General features: G+C 67.8%; 20 protein-coding genes, 1 tRNA gene and 1 pseudogene. 9 read left to right on the top strand and 13 right to left on the bottom strand.

The window, feature by feature from the left end:
* The first annotated feature begins 35 nt into the window (after positions 1 to 35).
* From ACFE64_RS03680 to ACFE64_RS03660, 5 genes are all read left to right on the top strand, one after another.
* Positions 36 to 695: a prolyl hydroxylase family protein gene (locus ACFE64_RS03680; RefSeq protein ID WP_375391099.1), complete on the top strand. Its 660-nt coding sequence runs from the start codon at positions 36 to 38 to the stop codon at positions 693 to 695.
* Between the two features lie 194 nt (positions 696 to 889).
* On the top strand, positions 890 to 3628 hold the full coding sequence (locus ACFE64_RS03675) for a TonB-dependent receptor (RefSeq protein WP_375391098.1): 2739 nt from the start codon (positions 890 to 892) through the stop codon (positions 3626 to 3628).
* A gap of 213 nt (positions 3629 to 3841) precedes the next feature.
* Positions 3842 to 5569 (top strand): M1 family metallopeptidase, encoded by a 1728-nt coding sequence (locus tag ACFE64_RS03670; RefSeq protein ID WP_375391097.1) that lies wholly within the window; start codon positions 3842 to 3844, stop codon positions 5567 to 5569.
* Between the two features lie 33 nt (positions 5570 to 5602).
* Positions 5603 to 5842: a hypothetical protein gene (locus ACFE64_RS03665; RefSeq protein WP_375391096.1), complete on the top strand. Its 240-nt coding sequence runs from the start codon at positions 5603 to 5605 to the stop codon at positions 5840 to 5842.
* Positions 5843 to 5880: 38 nt separating this feature from the next.
* Positions 5881 to 6477, top strand: coding sequence for a methyltransferase family protein (locus ACFE64_RS03660; protein WP_375391095.1), 597 nt, complete (start codon positions 5881 to 5883; stop codon positions 6475 to 6477).
* On the opposite strand, the gene ACFE64_RS03655 is transcribed toward ACFE64_RS03660, so the two are convergent.
* From ACFE64_RS03655 to clpX, 4 genes are all read right to left on the bottom strand, one after another.
* Positions 6435 to 7064: a GNAT family N-acetyltransferase gene (locus tag ACFE64_RS03655; protein WP_375391094.1), complete on the bottom strand. Its 630-nt coding sequence runs from the start codon at positions 7062 to 7064 to the stop codon at positions 6435 to 6437. The genes ACFE64_RS03660 and ACFE64_RS03655 overlap by 43 nt on opposite strands.
* A complete protein-coding gene (locus ACFE64_RS03650) occupies positions 7057 to 7419 on the bottom strand; it encodes a DUF4440 domain-containing protein (protein WP_375391093.1) in 363 nt (120 codons plus the stop codon). The genes ACFE64_RS03655 and ACFE64_RS03650 overlap by 8 nt, the downstream gene beginning before the upstream one ends.
* A 63-nt stretch (positions 7420 to 7482) precedes the next feature.
* Positions 7483 to 7758, bottom strand: a complete 276-nt coding sequence (locus ACFE64_RS03645) for a hypothetical protein (RefSeq protein ID WP_375391092.1) — start codon at positions 7756 to 7758, stop codon at positions 7483 to 7485.
* Between the two features lie 108 nt (positions 7759 to 7866).
* The gene (clpX, locus tag ACFE64_RS03640) at positions 7867 to 9129 is read right to left on the bottom strand and encodes an ATP-dependent Clp protease ATP-binding subunit ClpX (RefSeq protein WP_375391091.1); all 1263 of its coding nucleotides are present in this window, start codon (positions 9127 to 9129) and stop codon (positions 7867 to 7869) included.
* A gap of 545 nt (positions 9130 to 9674) precedes the next feature.
* On the opposite strand from clpX, the gene ACFE64_RS03635 reads away from it, so the two are divergent.
* Positions 9675 to 10682 carry a hypothetical protein gene (locus ACFE64_RS03635; RefSeq protein ID WP_375391090.1) on the top strand — a complete coding sequence of 336 codons (1008 nt, stop codon included), beginning with the start codon at positions 9675 to 9677 and terminating at the stop codon, positions 10680 to 10682.
* On the opposite strand, the gene ACFE64_RS03630 is transcribed toward ACFE64_RS03635, so the two are convergent.
* From ACFE64_RS03630 to ACFE64_RS03620, 3 genes are all read right to left on the bottom strand, one after another.
* Complete coding sequence (locus tag ACFE64_RS03630; protein WP_375391089.1) at positions 10679 to 11320, bottom strand: ATP-dependent Clp protease proteolytic subunit; 642 nt, start codon at positions 11318 to 11320, stop codon at positions 10679 to 10681. The genes ACFE64_RS03635 and ACFE64_RS03630 overlap by 4 nt on opposite strands.
* Before the next feature lie 90 nt (positions 11321 to 11410).
* Positions 11411 to 12571, bottom strand: coding sequence for a glycosyltransferase family 2 protein (locus ACFE64_RS03625; protein ID WP_375391088.1), 1161 nt, complete (start codon positions 12569 to 12571; stop codon positions 11411 to 11413).
* A complete protein-coding gene (locus tag ACFE64_RS03620) occupies positions 12568 to 13539 on the bottom strand; it encodes a glycosyltransferase family 2 protein (RefSeq protein WP_375391087.1) in 972 nt (323 codons plus the stop codon). The genes ACFE64_RS03625 and ACFE64_RS03620 overlap by 4 nt, the downstream gene beginning before the upstream one ends.
* A gap of 88 nt (positions 13540 to 13627) precedes the next feature.
* Here ACFE64_RS03620 and ACFE64_RS03615 point away from each other — a divergent pair, with 88 nt between their 5' ends.
* Entirely contained in the window at positions 13628 to 15202 is a 1575-nt protein-coding gene (locus tag ACFE64_RS03615) for a hypothetical protein (protein WP_375391086.1), read from the top strand.
* A 56-nt stretch (positions 15203 to 15258) separates the two neighbouring features.
* On the opposite strand, the gene tig is transcribed toward ACFE64_RS03615, so the two are convergent.
* Both tig and ACFE64_RS03605 read right to left on the bottom strand, forming a co-directional pair.
* The gene (tig, locus tag ACFE64_RS03610; RefSeq protein WP_375391085.1) at positions 15259 to 17052 is read right to left on the bottom strand and encodes a trigger factor; all 1794 of its coding nucleotides are present in this window, start codon (positions 17050 to 17052) and stop codon (positions 15259 to 15261) included.
* Positions 17053 to 17107: 55 nt separating this feature from the next.
* Positions 17108 to 17192 (bottom strand) — tRNA-Leu (locus ACFE64_RS03605).
* A 105-nt stretch (positions 17193 to 17297) separates the two neighbouring features.
* On the opposite strand from ACFE64_RS03605, the gene ACFE64_RS03600 reads away from it, so the two are divergent.
* Both ACFE64_RS03600 and ACFE64_RS03595 read left to right on the top strand, forming a co-directional pair.
* Complete coding sequence (locus tag ACFE64_RS03600; RefSeq protein WP_375391084.1) at positions 17298 to 17459, top strand: hypothetical protein; 162 nt, start codon at positions 17298 to 17300, stop codon at positions 17457 to 17459.
* A 3-nt stretch (positions 17460 to 17462) separates the two neighbouring features.
* A complete protein-coding gene (locus tag ACFE64_RS03595) occupies positions 17463 to 17705 on the top strand; it encodes a hypothetical protein (protein WP_375391083.1) in 243 nt (80 codons plus the stop codon).
* Positions 17706 to 17785: 80 nt separating this feature from the next.
* Here the strand turns inward: ACFE64_RS03595 and ACFE64_RS03590 are convergent, their stop codons facing one another.
* The 4 genes and pseudogenes from ACFE64_RS03590 to ACFE64_RS03575 all read right to left on the bottom strand — a co-directional run bounded on the left by ACFE64_RS03590 (position 17786) and on the right by ACFE64_RS03575 (position 20602).
* Positions 17786 to 18439, bottom strand: coding sequence for a hypothetical protein (locus ACFE64_RS03590; protein ID WP_375391082.1), 654 nt, complete (start codon positions 18437 to 18439; stop codon positions 17786 to 17788).
* Positions 18436 to 19905, bottom strand: a complete 1470-nt coding sequence (gatB, locus tag ACFE64_RS03585) for an Asp-tRNA(Asn)/Glu-tRNA(Gln) amidotransferase subunit GatB (protein ID WP_375391081.1) — start codon at positions 19903 to 19905, stop codon at positions 18436 to 18438. The genes ACFE64_RS03590 and gatB overlap by 4 nt, the downstream gene beginning before the upstream one ends.
* Positions 19902 to 20312, bottom strand: a pseudogene (locus ACFE64_RS03580) (type II toxin-antitoxin system VapC family toxin). Before ACFE64_RS03580 ends, gatB begins: the two are co-directional and overlap by 4 nt.
* Entirely contained in the window at positions 20309 to 20602 is a 294-nt protein-coding gene (locus tag ACFE64_RS03575; RefSeq protein WP_375391080.1) for an AbrB/MazE/SpoVT family DNA-binding domain-containing protein, read from the bottom strand. Before ACFE64_RS03575 ends, ACFE64_RS03580 begins: the two are co-directional and overlap by 4 nt.
* Positions 20603 to 20642: the final 40 nt, after the last annotated feature.

The raw sequence follows: 20642 nt of genomic DNA, 5'->3' as shown, positions 1-20642 counted from the left end.
TTCCGGAGCGCGCCGGGCGGTGGCAGAATGGCGTCATGGCTTCACTCCCCTTCCCCGGTGCTGGCGGCTACGCGGACCCGGTGGTCGCGCGCATTGTCGCGCAGCCCGGCGTGCAGCGGCTGCCCAGCCCCAAGCTGACGCTGTTCGTCGTGCGCGGCTTCCTCTCCCCGGAGGAATGTTCGGCGCTGGTCGAGGCGATCGACGCGGTCCGGCGGCCGTCGACCATCGCCGACTCGAACGGCGACGCCGCCTATCGCACCAGCGAGACCGGCGATCTCTCGGCGGCGCTGCCGATCGTGCAGGCGGTGGAGGCGCGGATCGCCGCGCTCACCGGCCTCGATGCCGCGCATGGCGAGCCGCTGCAGGGCCAGCGCTATGCGGTCGGCCAGGAGTTCAAGAACCACACCGACTATTTCGAGCCGACCGGCGTTGATTTCCACGCCTTTTGCGGCGCCAGCGGCAACCGGACCTGGACCGCGATGGCCTATCTCAACATGCCCGAGGCCGGCGGCGCGACGCGCTTCAAGGCGGTGGACAAGATCATTCAGCCCGAAGCCGGCAAGCTGGTGTGCTGGAACAACCGTCGCCCCGACGGCAGCCTCAATCCCGCGACGCTGCACCAGGGCATGAAGGTGCGCGCGGGCGTCAAATACGTCATCACCAAATGGTATCGGGAGCGACCCTGGAGCGGCTGATGCGCGCGCGCCGCACTGCCGATTGTCATCTTTGAGTCACCGAATCGCCGCCGAACCGTCACGCGATCGGAACGCGGCTGTCACAACTCGTCCCTAATCACAACGACGATCGGGGCGTGGGCGGGGGACACCAGCCGCGACCCGGATCAATGGCGTGTCGAGCCGGCGCGCGCACCGCTTCGGGGAGAATATCGATGATTACCTCAGCCTACAGGCAGCGCCTGCTGCTCGGCGGAGCTCTGTGGGCGCTCGCGTCGCCCGCGATCGCGCAGGATGTGCAGAATAGCGGCACGGGCGCGACCAACGCGCCGCAGTCGCAGACCTCCACCACCAACACCGCCCAGCCGAACGCGACCGCGACCTCGCCGGCGGACGATGCCGCCGCGGCCCAGGGCAGGGGGCTGCAGGACATCGTCGTCACCGCGACCAAGCGCGAGACCAATCTCCAGTCCACGCCGATCGCGATCAGCGTGATCAACAGCCAGGCATTGACCGATCGCCATGCGCTGACGCTGTTCAGCCTCGCGGACGGGTCGGTGCCGTCGCTGCGCGTCGCCACCTTCGAGGCGCGCCAGTCGGCGCTGACGATCGGCATCCGCGGCATCGTGCCCTATGACCAGAACCAGACGGCGCGCGACAACGGCGTCAGCGTCTATCTGGACGGCGTCGCGCTCGGCAAGACGCAGGGGCTCAACGCGGCGCTGTTCGACATCGACCGCATCGAGGTGCTGAAAGGGCCGCAGGGCACGCTGTTCGGCCGCAACACCGAGGGCGGCGCGCTGTCGCTGGTGACGAGGGCGCCGTCCGGCGTATTCGATGGCCGCGTCGTCGCGGGCGTCGGCAACTACGGCAGCCGCAACGGCGAGATCCACCTCGACCTGCCCGAATACGCCAATCTGTCGTTCAAGTTCGACGGCGTCTACGAACACCAGGACGCGACGGTGAAGAACCCACTCGCCGGCGCACTGGGCTGGAATTACTACGACCGGATCGGCGGGCGCGCGCAGGTGCGGTGGAAGCCGTTCGACGGCTTCACCTGGGACGTCGCGGTCGACAAGGCGCGCGACGACAACACGCCGCAGTACAGCCAGCTGATCGACTACAACCCGCGCGGCTACACCGTCGGCGCCTATGGCCCGACCAGCGCCACCAACCTGACCCCCCGGCTCTATCTACCCGGCACGTCGACGCCGTGCGGCGGGACGATCAGCACGACCAGCACGACGCCAATCTGCATCGCGCCGCGGGCGCCACTGGTGGGCATCCACCCGAACCGCCAGGACGTCGCCGATGTCGGCGTGCCGCAGCAGCCCAGCGTCGACCTGACGCACGGCATCTCGTCGCAGATCAGGTTCCGCGCCGCGCCATGGGTGGAGTTCCGCTCGATCACCGCCTGGCGCGGCGTGTCGACCGATCAGTGGGACAATTCCGGCGGACCCGAGCGCGTCACCTTCTCGCCTTCCTTCCCCGGCGAAGACATCACGACCAGCAACAGCGGCAAGTTCAGCCGCTACAGCCTGTCGTTCCTACGCCAGCACCAGTTCAGCCAGGAACTGCAGGCGGTCGGCAGTGTCCCGCACCTCGATTACGTGCTCGGCGCCTATTATTATACCGAGTCCGCGCAGGAATATGCGGCGACGCCGTCAAGCAACCTGTGGAACGCGACCGGCACCGCCTACACGATTCTGAGCCCCATCCCGCCGGCGACCACGCTGACGGGCGCCACGGCCCCGATCTCGTCGACCAATCAGGGCTGGCAGCCGGGCTTCACGCCGACCTGCATCAACGGGGCCATTGCGGGCCTGTGTCAATTCGTGACGCGCGACAGCACCGCGCACGATCACAATTATTCGGTGTTCGGCCAAGCCACCTACACGCCCGCCGGTCTTGACCTCGTGCACATCACCGCTGGCGGCCGCTGGACCAAGGACGACCGGCACGGCGCCCTGTTCATCATCAACAACAGAACCGACCTGAACCCGATCGCGGCGGTCGCCAACAGCGTTCGGACACCCTTCCTGTTCCAGAACAGTATCAGCCGTTTCGATCCGCTCGTGACCCTGGCGGTCGACGCGGCGCCGACGGTCCACCTCTACGCCAAATACGCCACCGGCTTCCGCGCGGGCGGTGCCGACGACCGCTCGGACACGTTCCGGGCGTTCGGGCCGGAGTCGGTAAAGTCGTACGAGATCGGCGCCAAGATGGACTTCTTCGACCACATGGCCCGCCTGAACCTCGCCGGCTACATCATGGACCGCAAGAATACGCAGTTCGACTTCGACTATTACGACACCAGCTCGACAAGTCCGACCTTCAACAGCCACCTGGAGGAGGCGATCAATGCCGGCACCAGCCACATCAAGGGCATCGAGGCGGACCTGACGGTGAAGCCGGCGCCGTCGCTGACGCTCGGCGGCTCTTACGCCTACACTCACTGGACCGCCCCACAGGCGGTCAACCCGATCTTCGGCGGCCCGCCCCAGCAGCTCTACATCGTCTATACGCCGACCAACGCCGCGTCGGGCTCGATTGACTGGGCGCTGCCGATCCAGACCGACTTCGCCAAGGTGCGGCTGCACTTGGACGCCAATTATTCGAGCAGCTACTACTCGTTCGAGCTGGAGCCAACCAAGACCGACTCCAGCTTCGTCGTCAACGGCCGTCTCGCGCTGGCCGATATCAAGGTCAACGATAACGATCGCGTGACGCTGTCGGCCTGGGTCCGGAATATGTTCGACGAGCAGTACATCTATCGACGTTCGAACGCGAACTCGTCGCCTGTGCAGAATTACTGCGGGGCCAATGGACTGAACGGCACCACGCCTTGCACGGCGAACGCGCTCATCTCGAACAACTATGGCGGCATCCTGGGCGATTACGCCAACTTCAACCCGCCTCGCACGTTCGGCCTTGAGGTGGCGGCGAAGTTCTAAGATCGACGCGTCCCCCCCGGCCGTGCCGGGGAGGTTCGCTCCCATCGGCGCGGCTATGAGTCAGCGGCGATCCCGTTACACCGCACGCCATGCGGGAAGCTGGCGCCGATGTCGGTCGTCATGTCGGCTTGTCCCGACGTCGACGATCGTTCACGCCTTGCGGCTGATCGTAATTCAGTGGACCCGGCGCCACGGCCGGGTGACGGAGATTTCATGGAGGGTCTCGCGCTGCTGCTCACCCTGCTCGCCGCGCCGGCCGTCGCCGCCCTGCCGAAAAAAGGCGAGCCGCCCTTGACCAAGCTCACCATGCTGTCGGGCGGCGAGCGGCCGGCGGAGCAGCTGGCGGTGCGCTTCGATTCGGCCGATCTGCGCTTCGAGTTGCTGCCCGACATCGAGCGGCTGAACGGCATCGCCACGCTGGTCTTTACCGCGAAGCAGCCGCTGACCCGGCTGCTGATCGACCTCGACAGGAACCTGCCGGTCAGTGCGATTGCGGTGGATGGCGTGGCGCTCCATTCGGGCGAATGGTCCGATCCCGAGGGCCGCCTGTTCATCACCCTGCCTCACCCCGTGCCCGTCGGCCAGCGGGTCACGGCGCAGATAACCTATGGCGGCACCCCGCACGTCGCGGTGCGCGCGCCGTGGGACGACGGCGTGGTCTGGTCGAAAACGCCGGCGGGCCAGACCTGGTTCGCCACCACCGCCGAGGGCTATGGCTGCGATCTGTTCTGGCCCTGCCTCGACTTCCCGACCGGCGAGCCGGGCGTCGTCACGCTCCACATCACCGTGCCCAGGGGCCTGAAGGCACCGTCCAACGGCGTGCTCACCGGCGTCGACCAGCTGCCCGACGGGCGCACCACCTGGAACTGGCGCATCAAGCACCCCAATACCTACGGCGTCGCGCTCAACGTCGGGCCGTATGAGGAGATCAGCGGCACCTACCGCAGCCGCTTCGGCAACGCGATCCCGATGTTCTACTGGTATCTGCCCGGCGAGCGCGACAAGGCCGAGCAGCTGTTCGCCGAGTTCGCGCCGACGCTCGATTTCTTCGAGGGGCTGATCGGCCCCTACCCCTTCGGCGACGAGAAAGTGGGCGTGGTCGAAACGCCGCATCTCGGCATGGAGCACCAGACGATCAACGCGTATGGCAATGCCTATGCCAAGGCGCCGGAGGGCTTCGACTGGCTGTTCCAGCACGAGTTCAGCCACGAATGGTTCGGCAACCAGGTGACGGCGGCCAACTGGGACGATTACTGGATCCACGAGGGCTACGGCACCTACATGCAGCCGCTCTACGGCCGCTGGCGCGAGGGCGAGGCGCGCTATGCGGCGATGATGGCGGGCGAGCGCACGTCGATCCGCAACAAGGTGCCGATGGTGCGCGATCGCGTCTTCTCGGGCGGCGACGTCTACGAGGACGAGCGCGGCGGCCCGGGGCAGGACATCTACTATAAGGGCAGCTGGGCACTGCACACGTTGCGCAACCTGATCGGCGACCAGGCCTTCTTCGACGCCACGCGGCTGCTGGTCTATGGCCGGCGCGATCCCAAGCCGGGCAATTTCGAACCGCGCTACGGCTCCACGCGCGAGTATCAGGGCTTCGTGCGGCAGGTGACGGGCAAGGATTACGACTGGTTCTTCGACGTCTATTTCCGCCAGGCCGCACTGCCCGAGCTGGTGCAGAGCCAGGTGGGCGACCGGCTGACGCTGCGCTGGCGGGTGCCTGCCGGGCTTCCCTTCCCCATGCCGGTCGAGGTACAGGTCGGCGACCGGATCGAGAAACTGCCGATGACGAATGGGACGGACGCTCTCACGGTGCCGGCGGGCGCGCATGTCGTCGTCGATCCCTGGTCGCGCATCCTGAAGCGGAGCGTCGCGATCGAGGACGCCCAGGTCTGGCGCGCCGCGCAGCCAGTGCAGGGTGTCCGTCGGCCGAATTGAGGAACCGCGGGGAGCGCCGCTCGTAGGGGCTGCATGGAACTGGCGGTAAAGCGTGCGGCCGAGATGGCGGCGGTGTTCATGATCGGCGATGGGCTGATGGGCCTGTTGCAGCCAGAGCGGCATGTCGGCCTGTGGCGCTCCGACGTGACCGCGGTCGATCTGCTGGTGCGGCCGTTCGGCGGGCGTCCAGGGCGACGGCGCGCTTATGGTCTGCTCCAGATCGCCGCGGGCATCGCGCTCTCGGCGCAGCTCCGTCGCAAGGCGGACGCCTGACGCTTGGCCGCGTGCCCCGCCGCGGGCATGATGCGCCGATGTTCGCTTTCGATCCGATCGGCCTGCCCGGCATCGCGGCGTTCCTGCTCGGCGCGCTCGGCTTCGTCGTGGCGGTGCTCGCCGCGCGCAGCGGTCGGGCGCGGGATGCCGGCGAGGCCGATGCGAAGCGGTCGCGCGCGTCGCTGACGGGCGTGATCCTGCAGGGGTTCGGAATCGGCGTCGCCGGCTTCGGGCGGCAGCGCGTCGAGCTCGATCCGCTCGGCGCCGAGGCGCTGGCGGAGGCCGCGGCGGTGACGTTGCTGATGGCCGGGTGCGTGGCGCTCTTCGTCTGGGCCGCGCGCACGATGGGCCGCAACTGGAGCATCGTCGCGCGCACCCGCGCCGGCCATGCGCTCGTCGAAGCGGGGCCGTTCGCCTTCGTCCGCCACCCGATCTACGTGGCGATGGCACTGTTCATGGTCGGCCTGGCGATCGCCTTCGGGCACACGCGCCAGCTACTGCTGGCCGGTCCGCTGTTCGCGCTTGGCACCTGGTGGCGGGTGCGGATCGAGGAAGCGCTCCTGCGGCAGCAGTTCGGCGCGGAGTATGACGGCTATGCCGCGCGCGTGAAGCGGTTCGTGCCGGGGCTGTTCTGACCGTCGGCCGGCCGCAGCATCGACCAGAAGCGGGGCCCGCCGCCGGGCACCGTCCACTCGCCCGTCACCTCGAAGCCGAGCCCGCGATAGAAGCCGAGGTTCCGCTCGGTCGGCGTCTCCAGATAAGCGGGCAACCGCCCCGCCGCGCGGGTGAGGCCGCCGCGCACCGCCGCCGCTCCATGGCCGCGACCCTGGTGCGCCGGGTCGCAGCCGGCGACGTGAAGATACCAGAAATCGCCGTTCGGCATGTGCGCGTCGATCGCGTCCGCGACCGCCAGCGCGCGGCGCAGCGCCGGCCCCAGCGCCCATAACAGCGCCGGGCCGTGCCGGATCATGTCCCACCGGCTCGTGTGGATACGGCCGGGCGGGCGCCACAGCGTCGCCGCCGCGCCGTGCGCGGTGAGCAGGCGCATGCCGATCGCGTCGCTGTCGAACAGGATGCGGAACAGCCGCGGCAACCGACGTGCCCGATCGGCGGAGTCGGGGAAGATCCAGCCGAACGCCGGGTCGTCCTGAAAGGCGCGCGCGAGCAGGCCGGTCACCGCCGCCCGATCGGCGCGCCCGACCGTCCGGACCGCCTCAGCCACCAGCGGCGAGCAACGGCAGTTGAGAGTGCTGCACCACCACCCAATCCTCGTGGCCGCGGCGCCGCATGGTGGTCGTGCTCCAGGCCGAATAGCCGGTAATCCCTTCGCGCGAGGCCTCGGCGCGGTAGGCGATGACGATCAGGCCCTCCTCGGGCCGCTGCACCTTCTGCTCGCTGAACCGCACCGTGGACCAGCGCGGCGTCGCCGCCACCGCGGCGATCGCCGCCTCGGCGGTGAGCACGTGCGGCTCGGACGGCAGCACCATCACGCACTCCGTGTCGATCGACGCGCGGTAATGGTCGGCGTCGCCGAGCCACAGGCTTTCCTCGAAAGCCCAGATGCGTTCGTCGTCCACCGGCAAGCTCCCGTTCGTGTCCTTCCCCAATGAGAGGGAGGAGGCAGGGTTCCGTCGCCGACGTCAGAACCAGTAGGTGACGATCGGATGTCCGGCGCGCGGGTGCAGCCCCGGCTCGTGCCGCACCGGACCGAGCGCACTGTAGAAGCGATCGGGCCGGCATGGCAGCGCGCCCGGCCGCGAACAGCGCCTGCCCGACGCCCTGTCCGTGCCGGTCGGCGCGCGACGAAGATCCGCCCGGTCGGGCCGGAGCGCGACGAAGCCGATCACCGCGCCGTCCGCTGCGGCGACCGTCACCCGCCAGCCGTCGGCCAGCTCGTCATCGACCCGCGCGCGCAATGCCGCATGGGTCGGCTCGTCGGCGAGCCGGATGCCGTTCGACAGCCGTCACGCCAGATGCGCGCGATCGCGTCCCGGTCGACGCCCGTCGCCGGCCGGAGCGTCAGGTCAGGCGGCGCTTTCGGTCTTTTTCTCGGCATAGACGCGGATCGGCTCCTTGCGGCCCTCGATCACGTCCTTGTCGATCATCACCTCGTCCACTCCATCCATCCCGGGCAGGTCGAACATGGTGTCGAGCAGCACGTTCTCCAGGATCGAGCGCAGCCCTCGCGCGCCGGTCTTGCGGTCGATGGCCTTGCGCGCGACCGTCACCAGCGCGTCATCCGTGAAGCCGAGCTCAACGTCCTCCATCTCGAACAGCTTCTGATATTGTTTGACCAGCGCGTTCTTGGGCTGGGAAAGGATCTTGACCAGCGCCTCGACGTCCAGGTCCTCCAGCGTCGCGATCACCGGCAGACGGCCGACGAACTCGGGGATCAGCCCGAACTTCAACAGATCTTCAGGCTCGGTCTGGCGGAGCAGCTCGCCCGTCCGGCGCTCCTCGGGCGCGGCGACATAGGCGCCGAAGCCGATCGACTTGCCTTGCAGCCGATCGCCGATGATCTTCTCCAGCCCGCTGAACGCGCCGCCGCAGATGAACAGGATGTTGGTGGTGTCGACCTGCAGGAACTCCTGCTGCGGATGCTTGCGCCCCCCCTGCGGCGGCACGGAGGCGGTGGTGCCCTCCATCAGCTTGAGCAGCGCTTGCTGCACGCCCTCGCCCGACACGTCGCGCGTGATCGAGGGATTTTCGGCCTTGCGGCTGATCTTGTCGATCTCGTCGATGTAGACGATGCCGCGCTGAGCGCGCTCGACATTGTAGTCGGACGCCTGGAGCAGCTTGAGGATGATGTTCTCGACGTCCTCGCCGACATAGCCGGCCTCGGTCAGCGTGGTCGCGTCGGCCATGGTGAACGGCACGTCGAGGATTCTGGCAAGGGTTTGGGCAAGCAGCGTCTTGCCGCAGCCGGTCGGCCCGACCAGCAGGATGTTCGACTTGGCAAGCTCGACGTCCGCGCCCTTCGCGCCGTGGTTGAGCCGCTTGTAGTGGTTGTGGACAGCCACCGACAGCACGCGCTTGGCCTGCTTCTGCCCGATCACGTAATCGTCGAGCACGCTGCAGATCTCCTGCGGGGTCGGCACGCCGCCGTCCTTCTTGGATACCAGCGCGGATTTGGTCTCCTCACGGATGATGTCGTTGCAGAGCTCGACGCACTCGTCGCAGATGAAGACGGTCGGCCCGGCGATGAGCTTGCGTACCTCATGCTGCGACTTGCCGCAGAACGAGCAATAGAGGGTGCTCTTCGAATCGCCGCCAGTCAGCTTGGTCATACAGTGATCACCTTCAATCCGATCATTCGGCCGCTTCGGCATTGCCGCAGCCACTGGTTCCATGCGCAATATGTCGTGGCACAGACCCTTAAACAAGCCACTAGCGGGTAAACGCTCGACCGACGACCGTTGCCAGGTCACCGATCGTCGCGGCACGCTCTTGACGGGCCGCGACGCGGCTGGTCGGTTAAACTCGGTCGTATGCGATGTCCTGGAATGGGGTGGAGAACTGGATTGGGTGCGCCAAAGGGGGGCGTGGCAATGCGCATCATAAGGGGCGAGAGGAAATATTGGCTCGTCGCAGCGCTGGTGCTTGCCGGAGCTGTGGAGCGAATCGCCTTCGCTGCTAGCCGTGCGACCAGCGGCGCCACGGGCGAAGCCATGCGTGTCGCCTCCGCAGTCGGCGCCGGTCGTGGCTTCGCCGACGCTTACCGTCTTGGTCAGGGACCAACGGCACACCTCCTGCCGACAATGCCCCTCCTGGCGGGAGGCATCTATCGCCTGCTGGGGATCGGCTCGCCGGTAGCCGAAGCGATCCTGGCGGTGTGGGCGGTCGGACTCGCCATGGCCACCTATCTCCTTCTGTACCGCGCTTCGGCCGGCTCGGGACACCGCGCTGGGCCCGCGTCGCCGGGCTCGCATTTGGCTGCCTCGCTCCCACTTATATTGCCCAGGAAAGCGTCGACTTTCGCGTATGGGAGGGGGGTCTTGCGGCCTGCCTGGCGGCACTCGTCCTCGACCAGCTACTCGCGATCAGGGCGGCCGCGGCGACGCGTGGGGCATTCGGCCGTCTCGGGGCTCTCGGGGGGGCGCTGTTCTGCGTCAATCCGGCGCTGGGACTCGCAAGCCTCGCCGCGATCGCACTTCTTTGCCTGCAGCATCTGGCATGGCAAAATTTTTGGGTGCCCGCCGTGAGCGGCGGCATGACCATGGCAGCACTGCTCATTCCCTGGTCCATCCGCAACGAGCGGGTGATGCACGCGCCGGTACTACTGCGTAGCAATGCCGGCCTGGAGCTCGCAATCGCTGAATACCCGGGAGCCCTGGCCCCTGCGGATCGCGCGACCGAATTCATGGCGCGATTGGAAGCGGTCCACCCCTCAGTCGGTGCGGGCGCCTATCGCGCCATGATGCAGGCAGGTGGAGAGATTGCCTACGCCAACCAGTTGCGCGACGAAACGCGCGCCTGGATGGCGGCACATCCACTAGATACCCTATATCTTTTCCTGCTCCACATCCGCCAGACGTTGCTGCCCGAAGAATGGCAATTCACGGTTTTCGGCAGGAGCAGCTTTGCCGCGGGCCGTGCCTTTCTGGCCCAGCTGGTGGGGTTTACCGGCACTTTCGCCATCATCCTCGCGATAGTGCGGCGACGACCGCACTGGCTCTATCCAGCCGTGATGATCGGCGCCATGCTGATCCTCAGCGCCCCCTTCCAACCGGTGAAGCGCTATACCTATCTGGTTTATCCCATCTTGGTATTCGCCGCGGCCGACCTGCTCGCCGGCGGCGGCGCGCGCCTTAGCAGGTCGCAAAGCGAAGATAGCCGTTAAGCCGCCTGCGCCAGCTCGTCGGTCGGGGCCGGTCGCTTGTCGAACACCTCGTCGATCAGCCCGAAATCCTTCGCCTCGTGCGCGCTCATGAACTTGTCCCGGTCCATCGCCCGTTCGATCTCCTCGAGCGGCTTGCCGGTGTATTTGGAATAGAGCGTGTTCAGATCGTGGCGCATCCGCAGGATCTCGCGCGCCTGGATCTCGATATCCGCCGCCATGCCCTGCGCCCCGCCGGAGGGTTGGTGGATCATGATGCGGCTGTTGGTCAGCGCCACGCGCATGCCCGGTTCGCCTGCCGACATGAGGAAGCTGCCCATCGACGCCGCCTGACCGATGCAGACCGTGCCGACCCGCGGCCGGATATACTGCATGGTGTCGTGGATCGCCATGCCCGCCGTGACGACGCCGCCCGGCGAGTTGATGTACATGAAGATGTCCTTCTTCGGGTTCTCGGACTCGAGGAATAGCAGCTGCGCGGTGATGAGGCTGGCCATGCCGTCCTCGACCCCGCCGGTGACGAACACGATGCGCTCGCGCAGCAGACGCGAGAAGATATCGAACGAGCGCTCGCCGCGGTTCGATTGTTCGATGACGATCGGCACCAGGCCGTTGACGATATCGAGGTGGTCCATGGGCATGTAAGGGCGTCCTTGCTTAGGGTCGCTACATCGCCTGTCCCGCACGGGCTTTCAAGGCCGGGCCGGCATCGGCGCCGCGCCCGCCGGCGCCTAGCTCTTGCGCCAGGTAAACAGGCTGGACATCGCGTAATTCCACACCACGCTGATCAGGGCACCCGCCGAGGCGGAGACGATCCAGTTCACCGGCCGCTCGAACAGCCAGTCGGCGATACCGATATTCGCCGCGGCGCCGGTCGCGCAGACCAGGTTGAAGCTGACCCAGCCCCAGAACAGCCGCATGCCCCGCAGCCGGCGGTCGCGATAGGTCAGCAGGTTGTTGAGGAAGAAGTTGTTCGAGATCGCGACCACCGTCGCGGCGCCCTGCGCCTCCGCGAAACCGATCCCGAGCCCCTTGAACGCCAGCAGGAGCACGCTGAAATGCACCAGCACGCCGAAGCCGCCGACCAGCATGAAACTGATGAACCGCGCCGGCACCCAGCGCCCGGCCAGCTTGTCGAGCAGCAGCTCCAGATATTCCCACAGCACCAGCGTATCGAGCTTGCTCTCGCCATGCTGGCGGTTGCGAAAGACATAGGGCAGTTCCGCCACGTTGAGCGGGGCGGGCGCGCTGGCGGCGATGTCGAGGAGGATCTTGAAGCCGATCGCGGAAAGCCGCGGCAGCGATCGCATGAAGGCATCGCGCCGGACGGCGAAGAAGCCGCTCATCGGATCGCTGATCGGCGTGCCGGTCAGCCGGTTCGCCATCCAGGTCGCGGTGCGGCTGGCGGCGGCGCGGCCCTTCGACCAGTCACCCAGGCTGCCGCCGTCGGCATAGCGACTGCCGACCACGAGATCGGCCGTACCACCGCGCAGCAGGCGCAGCATCGCGGGGATGATCGTCTCGTCATGCTGGAAGTCGGCGTCCATCACCACAGCGTAAGGCGCGGCGGACGCCATGATCCCTTCCACGCACGCGCTCGACAGGCCGCGACGACCGTAGCGGTGGACGATGCGGATGCGAGGATCGCGCCGCGCGACCTCGCGCACGCGCTCCGCCGTGCCGTCGGGCGAATTGTCGTCGACGAAGATCAGCTCCCAGGCGATCCCCGCAAGCACCCCATCCAAAGCGTCGGCCAGCCGCTCGACATTGGCAATCTCGTTGAAGGTGGGGACGACGACCACGAGCTCGGCGGGCGCGGGCCGGTCCGCGTTGCGCCGCGCCGACACGCGCTCGGATTGCGGCTCCTTCATCATCACCATCGTGTCGGTCATGTCCCATCCCGTCCTGACGCGGGATGGTGAAGATACAGTAGCCGCCGGAGTTCGCGCCGGCCGCGCACCACCGTGTCGAGGATCAGGCCGGCGAACCCGCACAGCACCGCGACGATCCCCAGGCCGGTCGCGAGCACGGCGGTCGGCAGCCGCGGCACCAGGCCGGTGCGGGCATAGGTGATGGCGAGCGGGATGCCGAGCGCGACCGCGAGAAGCGCCAGCGCCGCCCCGATCGCCCCGAAGAACAAGAGCGGCCGCTCGATCCGGTAGAGCGTCATGATCGTGCGCATGATGCGCCAGCCGTCGCGATAGGTGGAGAGCTTGGACGCCGAGCCCTCGGGCCGTTCGAAATAGGGGGTCTCCACCTCCGCCACCGGCATGCGCAACTCCAGCGCATGGACCGAGATGTCGGTCTCGATCTCGAACCCGGTGGAGAGCGCCGGATAGCTCTTCACGAAGCGGCGCGAGAAGACGCGGTAGCCGCTCAGGATGTCGGTGAAGCTGCGCCCGAACAATCGCGCCAACATGCCGGTGAGCAGGGCGTTGCCGAACCGGTGCCCCCGCCGGTAGGCAGCGTCCGCCTCCGTCACCCGCGCGCCGACCACCATGTCGAGCCGCTCGTCGAGGAGGCGCGCGACGAGGGCCGGCGCGGAGGCGGCGTCATAGGTCGCGTCGCCGTCGGCCATCACGTAGATATCGGCGTCGACGTCCGCGAACATGCGCCGCACCACCGCGCCCTTGCCCTGCACGCGCTCGGCCCGCACGATCGCCCCTGCGTCCCGCGCGCGCGCGGCGGTCGCGTCGCGCGAGTTGTTGTCGTAGACATAGATCGACGCGTTCGGCAGCGCGGCGCGGAACCCGGCTACGGTCTGCCCGATCGCGGCTTCCTCGTTGTAGCAGGGCAGCAGCACGGCGATCGACAAGCCGTCCAGGAGATTCGCTGCTTCACCAAGACGGGCCGCCGCCATTGATCTTTCCTCCACTGTTTAGGATTAGCTGGCCGGAACATGCCGAGCCGATGGTTCGGACAGGGACGGCGCGATCGAGGGTGCTATCGTGCCTTTGGCTCAGCGGCTATACTCAACCAAGCCTTTGGCGGGGGTAAACGTGGGGCAGAGTGCGATCGCGCCGCTTCGGCCAAGGCAATTCACGCTGGCGCTGCTCGGGCTGGTGCTGCTGTGGCCGGCGATCGTCAACGGTTATCCCTTCTTCTTTCCCGACACCGGTGCCTACGTCCGCGGCGTTGACGCGGCGGTAGTTCGGCTGACCGACCACCGAACCAGCTGGAGCAATGCCGACGTCCTGTCGATCGCACGGCGCCCGAGCGATGCGGCGACGGGGGCACCGACGCGATCTCCTCCCGGCCCGGCATCAGCGGCAGGTCAGCCGAAGCCCGTGCTGCTCGGTCGATCCGTGTTCTACGGAGCGATCGCCTATACCGGCGCGCTCACCGGCTCCTTCTGGCTGACGATCGCGTTGCAGGCGTTGCTCGCGGGAGCGGTCATCATCGGCTTCATCCGCCATTTCGTCGATCCTCGGGAGGAGCGCCGCTTCGCCGCCGCCGCGGCGATCTCGACAGCAGGTCTGGCCTTGACGCCGCTGTCCTGGTTCGTGAGCATGGTGATGCCTGACTTCCTGACCGGCGCCCTCATCGTCGCCGCGACCGCCCTGATCGTCGGCTGGGGCCGGGAGACCAAGATCGGGCGCGCGTTCTGGATTGCGATCGCCGCGTTTGCCGCCCTCGCGCACAGCAGCCACGCCTTGATGCTGCTCGGACTTGCTGTTGCGGCATTCGTTCTCAGCCTGTTCGGGCTGCGGCGCTGGCGACCCGGCGCCATGGCGGTTGCGGCGTCGGCGATGGTCGGTTTGCTGGGCGAGGTCGCGTTCGCCGCGGTCGTGACCAGCACCACCGGCGCCTCCCCCATCCGACCGCCGTTCATCACGGCGCGACTGGTGGAAGACGGGCCGGGTCTCGATTTCCTGGCGTCACATTGCGGACACGCACAATTCCATCTCTGCCGCTACCGCGATCGCCTGCCCCTGCCGAGCGACTCGTTCCTGTGGAGCAAGGATCGGGCCACCGGCGTGTTCGGCGCGGTAGCCACGCGCGAGCAGCGCGCCTTGGCCGGCGAGCAAGCGGCCTTCGTTGGCGCGGTGGTCATCGATCGGCCGCTGGTGGTCGTGCAGAGCTCCGGGGCCGCGATCCTGCGCCAGTTCGCCTCATGGCGCCTACCTGAATTCAACAATGACGACCGACAAGATGCTCAGGAGGGTGCCGCGAAGTTACCTGCCGCAGAAAAGGCCGGCCTGCTCAGCAGCCGCTTCGCGCGCGGAACGATGCCGACAGGATGGACGGAGCTGTTGATCCCGTTCTGGAGCTTGGCGGGCCTGATCAGCATCATCTGGCTGGTGAAGGACACCAGACTGGCGACCGTCAGCCAATACGGGGTCGTCCTGATCGCGGGCTGGCTGTTGGACGTGGCGATATGCGGCGCCTTGTCCACGCCCCACGATCGCTACCAGGCGCGTGCCATCTGGGTGCTCGCGTTCGGGGCCCTCACCATCGCGCTGACGCGGCGCGGGCCGGCGCAGACGGCAGTGCGCCTGGGACGGCGATCACCGGGAGTATAACGCGGAGCGGCAGCGCGGGACGGCAGCTTCGGCCTGGGTCACCGCCCCACGTCAGCCTAGGCCTTCTTGGGCCGCGGCTTCTTCACCGGCGCACCGACCGCCTCGGCTCCTGCTGCCGCCTCAGCTGCGACGGGAGAGCTTTCCAGCACCTGCGTCTCGGCAGTGACCGGCGCGCCCTTGCGACTGCGCGGCCTCGGCTCCGATTCGCTCGAGCCCGGTTCGACCGGGGTCTCGTCGGCCGGCGTGGTCTGAACGCTGGCGTTGGCGCCCTTGGCAATCGGCTTGGTCGCGCGCTTCGGCTTGGGCGGGGCGACATCGGCCGCCGGCTGCTCCACGTCGCCCTCGGTCGCGGCGGCGCCCTTCTTGCCGCGCGCGGACTTGGCAGCCGCTTCCGGGGTCACCTCGTCCGAAGCCGCTTCGGTATCCGCCGTCGCCGCTGCCTCGGCCGAACGCTCGGGCTTGGGCGCGTGATCGTGATCGTGATCGTGATCGTGGTCGTGCACGTGCGTGCCGGTCGAGAAGCCGTCCTCGCTCTCGATCGCCGCCTCCAGCTCCTCGCGCGTCGCTTCGCGGTCCGTGATCTCGGCCTTGCCGAACAGGAAGTCGACGACCTTGTCCTCGTAGAGCGGGGCGCGCAGCTGGGCCGCGGCCATCGGCTCCTGCTGGATATATTGGACGAAACGCTGCCGTTCCTCGGGGCCGTATTGCTGCGACGCCTGGGCGATCAGCCGGTTCATCTCCTGGCTCGTCACCTCGATGCCGTTCGCCTGACCGATCTCGGACAGCAGCAGGCCCAGGCGGACGCGGCGCTCGGCGATGCGGCGGTAATCCTCGCGCTCGGTCTCCATCTCGGCGCGGGCGGCGTCGGGATCGGCCTCATGGGTCGCTTCATGCTCCAGCTGCGCCCAGATCTGGTTGAACTCGGCCTCCACCATCGACGGCGGCACCTCGAAATCGTGCCCGGCGGCGAGCTGGTCGAGCAGCTTGCGCTTCATGTAGGTGCGGGTGAGGCCGCTGCCCTCCTGCTCCACCTGGCCGCGGACGAGGTTGCGCAGCTGGTCGAGGCTCTCCAGCCCAAGGTTCTTCGCCAGCTGCTCGTCGATGCGGCTCTCGCCGGCGGTCTGCACCGACTTGATCGTCAGATCGAACGTCGCGTCCTTGCCCGCCAGCTCCTTGGCCGGATAGTCGGTCGGAAAGGTGACCGCGATCTGCTTCGCCTCGCCCGCGCGCACGCCGACGAGTTGATCCTCGAAACCGGGGATCAGGCGGCCCGAGCCGATCTCGACCGCCATGTCGGTGCCCGTGCCGCCCTCGAAGGCGACGCCACCGGCCTTGCCGGCGAAATCCATGGTGACGAGGTCGCCCTGGGCCGCGGCCTTGTCGCCCGCATCGTCCCAGCTCTTCTGCGCGTCGGCGAACTTCCTGAGCTGCGCGTCCACCGCCGCCTCGTCGACGGGGATGGTCAGCCGCTCCAGCTTCAGCGCGTCGATCGCGGGCGCGGGGACCTGCGGCAGCACCTCCAGCGTCACCGTCACCGCCGCGTCCTGGCCCGGCTCATAGCCTTCGCCCAGCTCGACCGCCGGCTGGGTGGCCGGGCGCAGCTGGTTGTCGGTGATGAGCGACTGCACGCCCTGCTGGATCGAGCTGTTCAGCGCATCCTGCATCAGCGCGGGGCCGTGCATCTTGCGCACCAGGTTCGCCGGAACCTTGCCGGGGCGGAAGCCGGGCATGCGCACCTGTGGTGCGAACCGCTTCAGCTCGCCCTCGACCCGCGCCTCGATCTCGCGCGCGGGAATGGTCAGCTGGTAGGCCCGCTTCAGCCCCTCGTTCACCGTTTCTACCGTCTGCATGGGCGTGGTGTGATCCTGTGATTGATACCGGACGTTCCCGCCGCCGCGGCGGGACTGGTGCGGGCGAAGGGACTCGAACCCCCACATCTTGCGATGGCAGGACCTAAACCTGCTGCGTCTACCAATTCCGCCACGCCCGCGAGAGAACGGACCCGCCGTGAACGCGCGCCTATAGGCGAGAGCGGGCGGGCGAGGCAACCGCGCGCGTGGGCGGCGCGTTGAGGGGGCGCAAAGGAGAGCTTCCCATGGCGACGCAGCCCCAGCCCGAAAGCCCGGCCATCGATCCCAACCCGGCGCCGACGACCAGTCCGCTGCCGGAAATCAGCCCGCCAAGTCCCGATGTCGACCAGCCCTCACCGGGCATACCCGCCGGCGATCCCGGCACCGCCCAGCCGGCGGAGATCTGAATCATGGGCGACCCGCACCCCGACTCCATTCCCGAGGACCGCATGGACCAGACCCCCGACAGCCCGCCCGCCACGCAGGAGGACGACGCCCGCAGCGACATCGAGCAGGCGGTGAAGGCGCGCAGCGACGCGGTCACCCGCGGCGAAGGCGGCACCGAACCGGAGCCGATGACCGCCACGGGCGATTATAGCGGCAACGCCGGCACCGGCGGCGAGGTCAAGAATCAGGACGTCGACGCGCAGTAAGGCGGAGCCGGCCAGCTGCTCGGCAGGGCCTGACCGACCGACGGCACGGGCCTGGCCCGCAGCCGTTCCTCTGTCGATGCTCAATCCTTCGACAGCTGCGACGACATTCCATCCTTCTCCCGCAAGCGGGCACAGGCGTCATCCTCGATCACCGGCGGGCCGCTCCCTCCCGCCGCAAGGCTGACGGCGAACTTTGCCGTGGCTGACCGCAGCGCCAGCAGCGTCATGTCCGTCAGTGCGCCCGGATCGCCGCGGTAAGCGAAAGCCGTGCAGGTGCGGCGCGTAATGGTGGGATCGTCCGTTCCACGCACATAGACGCGCCATTCGATCGCGATCACGCCATCGCCCTTGATCACGTGCGAACGGTTCATCAGCCGACCCATCCCGCCCGGCGGCACGCAAGCGGTGACGTGCAACCCGCGCACGCGCACCCGGATCGCCCGGTCGAAGCCGGTCACCCCCTCCTCGAACGGATTGTCCACGGCGCCGACGCTCAGGCCGGCGCTCCGCGCCGCCTGCGTCACCGCCTCCCGCGCGTCGACCGTGTCCGGCTTGGCCTCACGCCATGCGACCGCCCCGGCCGGCAGGCACAAGCTACCCGAGCGTTTAGCGCCAATCGTGTCGCCCGCGCTCAGGTCGAAGCTGACGGGGGTGATCTGATATAGCTGAGCGGATGTGGGCTGCGCCGCCGCCAGAATGGCGAGAAGACCAGCGCCGGTCGCTGCGCGCCTCACCCCAGCGCGGTCCGCAGCAGCTCGTTCACCACCGCCGGATTGGCCTTCCCCCCCATCGCCTTCATCGTCTGGCCGACGAAGAAGCCGAACAGCGCCTGCTTGCCGGCGCGGTATTGCTCCAGCTGGCCGGGGTTCTTGGCCAGCACGTCGGCGATCACCGCCTCGATCGCGCCGGTGTCGCTGGTCTGCTTCAGGCCGCGCGCCTCGACCAGCGCGACGGCGCCCTCCCCCGTTTCCAGCATCAGCTCGAACACCTGCTTGGCCAGGCTGCCGGAGAGCGTGCCGTCCACGACGAGCGCCAGCAATTCCGCGGCTTGCGCAGGGCTTACCGGCGATTCCTCGATCCCCTTGCCCGACCGGTTCAACGCGCCGAACAGCTCGCCCGTGACCCAGTTCGACGCCGGCCCCGCCGGCGCACCCGCCGCCAGCAGCGCGTCGAACCAGCGCGCCGTCTCGACCTCGGCAGTCAGCACGCCGGCATTGTAGGGCGTCACCCCCGCCGCCTCGTATCGCCGCCGCTTGGCATCGGGCAGCTCGGGCAGGCTGGCGCGGCAATCGGCGAGGAACGCCTCGTCGAGTTCCAGCGGCAGGAGGTCGGGATCGGGGAAGTAGCGATAGTCGTGCGCGTCCTCCTTCGAACGCATCGAGCGGGTGACGCCGCGGTCCGGATCGAACAGTCGCGTCTCCTGCTCCACCCGGCCGCCGCCCTCGATCAGGTCGACCTGGCGGCGCGCCTCATGTTCGATTGCCGCCATCACGAAGCGGACCGAATTGACGTTCTTGGTCTCGGTCCGCGTGCCCAGCTCGCCCCCCGGCCTGCGCACGCTGACGTTGACGTCGGCGCGCATCGAGCCCTCCTCCATGTTGCCGTCGCAGCTGCCGACATAGCGCAGCAGCGATCTCAACTTGCGGAGGTAAGCTCCTGCTTCGGCAGGAGAACGCATGTCCGGCCGGCTGACGATCTCCATCAGCGCAACGCCTGAGCGGTTGAGATCGACATAGGAACGGGTCGGGTGCTGATCGTGCATCAGCTTGCCCGCATCCTGCTCGACATGGATGCGTTCGACGCCGATGCGCTTGATCCCGTCGGGTTGCTTCTCGTCGGGCGCGACGTCCACATGCCCCTCGCCGACCAGCGGATGGTAGAGCTGGCTGATCTGATAGCCCTGCGGCAGGTCGGCATAGAAGTAGTTCTTGCGGTCGAACCGCGACCACCGATTGATCTGCGCGTCGATCGCCATGCCGGTGCGCACCGCCTGGCGGATGCACTCGCGGTTGGGCACGGGCAGCATGCCGGGCATCGCGGCGTCGACCAGCGACACCTGCGTATTCGGCTCCGCCCCGAACGCCGTCGCCGCGCCGGAAAACAGCTTGGCCTGGGATGTGACCTGGGCGTGGACCTCCAGCCCGATCACCACCTCCCACGCGCCAGTGGCGCCGTCGATGCGATAGCTGGTCTCGGTCATGGCTGCGTCTCGGGCGTGATGAGGGTCAGATCGGGAAAATAGGAGCCGAGGCGACGATCCCGCGTGACAAAGGTTGCGCCGAGCGCGACCGCGTGACCGGCGATCAAGAAATCGGGCAGAATCGTACGCCGGGAACCCCCACGACGCCGATATTCCCGAAACGCGGCGGCGGCGCGCAAAGCGGCCGCGACGTCCATCTCCACCAGGCTTACGTCGGCGGCTACCAGTGCTTCCTCCACTTCATCGGGCTAGGCCAGCTCGCCTGCGAGTTCCGCCAGCACGATCAGGTTGGTTGCCAGGCGGTCAACGCCTGCCTGATCAGCGACGGCCTTCTTGGACCAGAGAGCCTCAGGATTATCTTGCGGCTCGAGCAGATCAACGAGCACGTTTGTATCGAGGAAGATCACGGGAGCAGTTCGTCGCCACGTAGCTCACGCATGATCTCCTCTGTCGACCGACCAGTGCGATGCCGCAAAGACGCGCGCGCAAACGCCGCCATGATGCGAGCGCTGCGCTCCTCCGACGTTTCTTTTGCGGGTTCGCCGCTGCGTACCAATACGGCCGAGCCGCCCTCTTCGACCCCGACCTGCACGGGTCTGCCAGGCACGAGCCCGAGCGCGTCGCGCACGTCCTTGGGAATAAGCACTTGGCCCTTGCTCGTCATGTTGGTCGTGGTCCAGCGAACCGGCGCGTTCATATAGCCCTCCAGGGTGTTACCGGTGGTAACACTTGCCGAA

It is taken from the genome of uncultured Sphingomonas sp. (genome assembly GCF_964250165.1).
In the GTDB taxonomy this organism is placed as follows: domain Bacteria; phylum Pseudomonadota; class Alphaproteobacteria; order Sphingomonadales; family Sphingomonadaceae; genus Sphingomonas.
Note: the sequence above shows the minus strand (reverse complement) of the source record. Positions and strands in the feature narration are given on the sequence as shown.

Excerpts from the sequence above, each read along its gene's own strand:
- clpX (WP_375391091.1), bottom strand. The coding sequence starts at position 9,129 with ATGACCAAGCTGACTGGCGGCGATTCGAAGAGCACCCTCTATTGCTCG.
- ACFE64_RS03680 (WP_375391099.1), top strand. The coding sequence starts at position 36 with ATGGCTTCACTCCCCTTCCCCGGTGCTGGCGGCTACGCGGACCCGGTG.
- ACFE64_RS03595 (WP_375391083.1), top strand. The coding sequence starts at position 17,463 with ATGGGCGACCCGCACCCCGACTCCATTCCCGAGGACCGCATGGACCAG.
- ACFE64_RS03575 (WP_375391080.1), bottom strand. The coding sequence starts at position 20,602 with ATGAACGCGCCGGTTCGCTGGACCACGACCAACATGACGAGCAAGGGC.
- ACFE64_RS03600 (WP_375391084.1), top strand. The coding sequence starts at position 17,298 with ATGGCGACGCAGCCCCAGCCCGAAAGCCCGGCCATCGATCCCAACCCG.
- ACFE64_RS03625 (WP_375391088.1), bottom strand. The coding sequence starts at position 12,571 with ATGACCGACACGATGGTGATGATGAAGGAGCCGCAATCCGAGCGCGTG.
- ACFE64_RS03620 (WP_375391087.1), bottom strand. The coding sequence starts at position 13,539 with ATGGCGGCGGCCCGTCTTGGTGAAGCAGCGAATCTCCTGGACGGCTTG.
- tig (WP_375391085.1), bottom strand. The coding sequence starts at position 17,052 with ATGCAGACGGTAGAAACGGTGAACGAGGGGCTGAAGCGGGCCTACCAG.
- gatB (WP_375391081.1), bottom strand. The coding sequence starts at position 19,905 with ATGACCGAGACCAGCTATCGCATCGACGGCGCCACTGGCGCGTGGGAG.
- ACFE64_RS03675 (WP_375391098.1), top strand. The coding sequence starts at position 890 with ATGATTACCTCAGCCTACAGGCAGCGCCTGCTGCTCGGCGGAGCTCTG.
- ACFE64_RS03665 (WP_375391096.1), top strand. The coding sequence starts at position 5,603 with ATGGAACTGGCGGTAAAGCGTGCGGCCGAGATGGCGGCGGTGTTCATG.
- ACFE64_RS03660 (WP_375391095.1), top strand. The coding sequence starts at position 5,881 with ATGTTCGCTTTCGATCCGATCGGCCTGCCCGGCATCGCGGCGTTCCTG.
- ACFE64_RS03630 (WP_375391089.1), bottom strand. The coding sequence starts at position 11,320 with ATGCCCATGGACCACCTCGATATCGTCAACGGCCTGGTGCCGATCGTC.
- ACFE64_RS03670 (WP_375391097.1), top strand. The coding sequence starts at position 3,842 with ATGGAGGGTCTCGCGCTGCTGCTCACCCTGCTCGCCGCGCCGGCCGTC.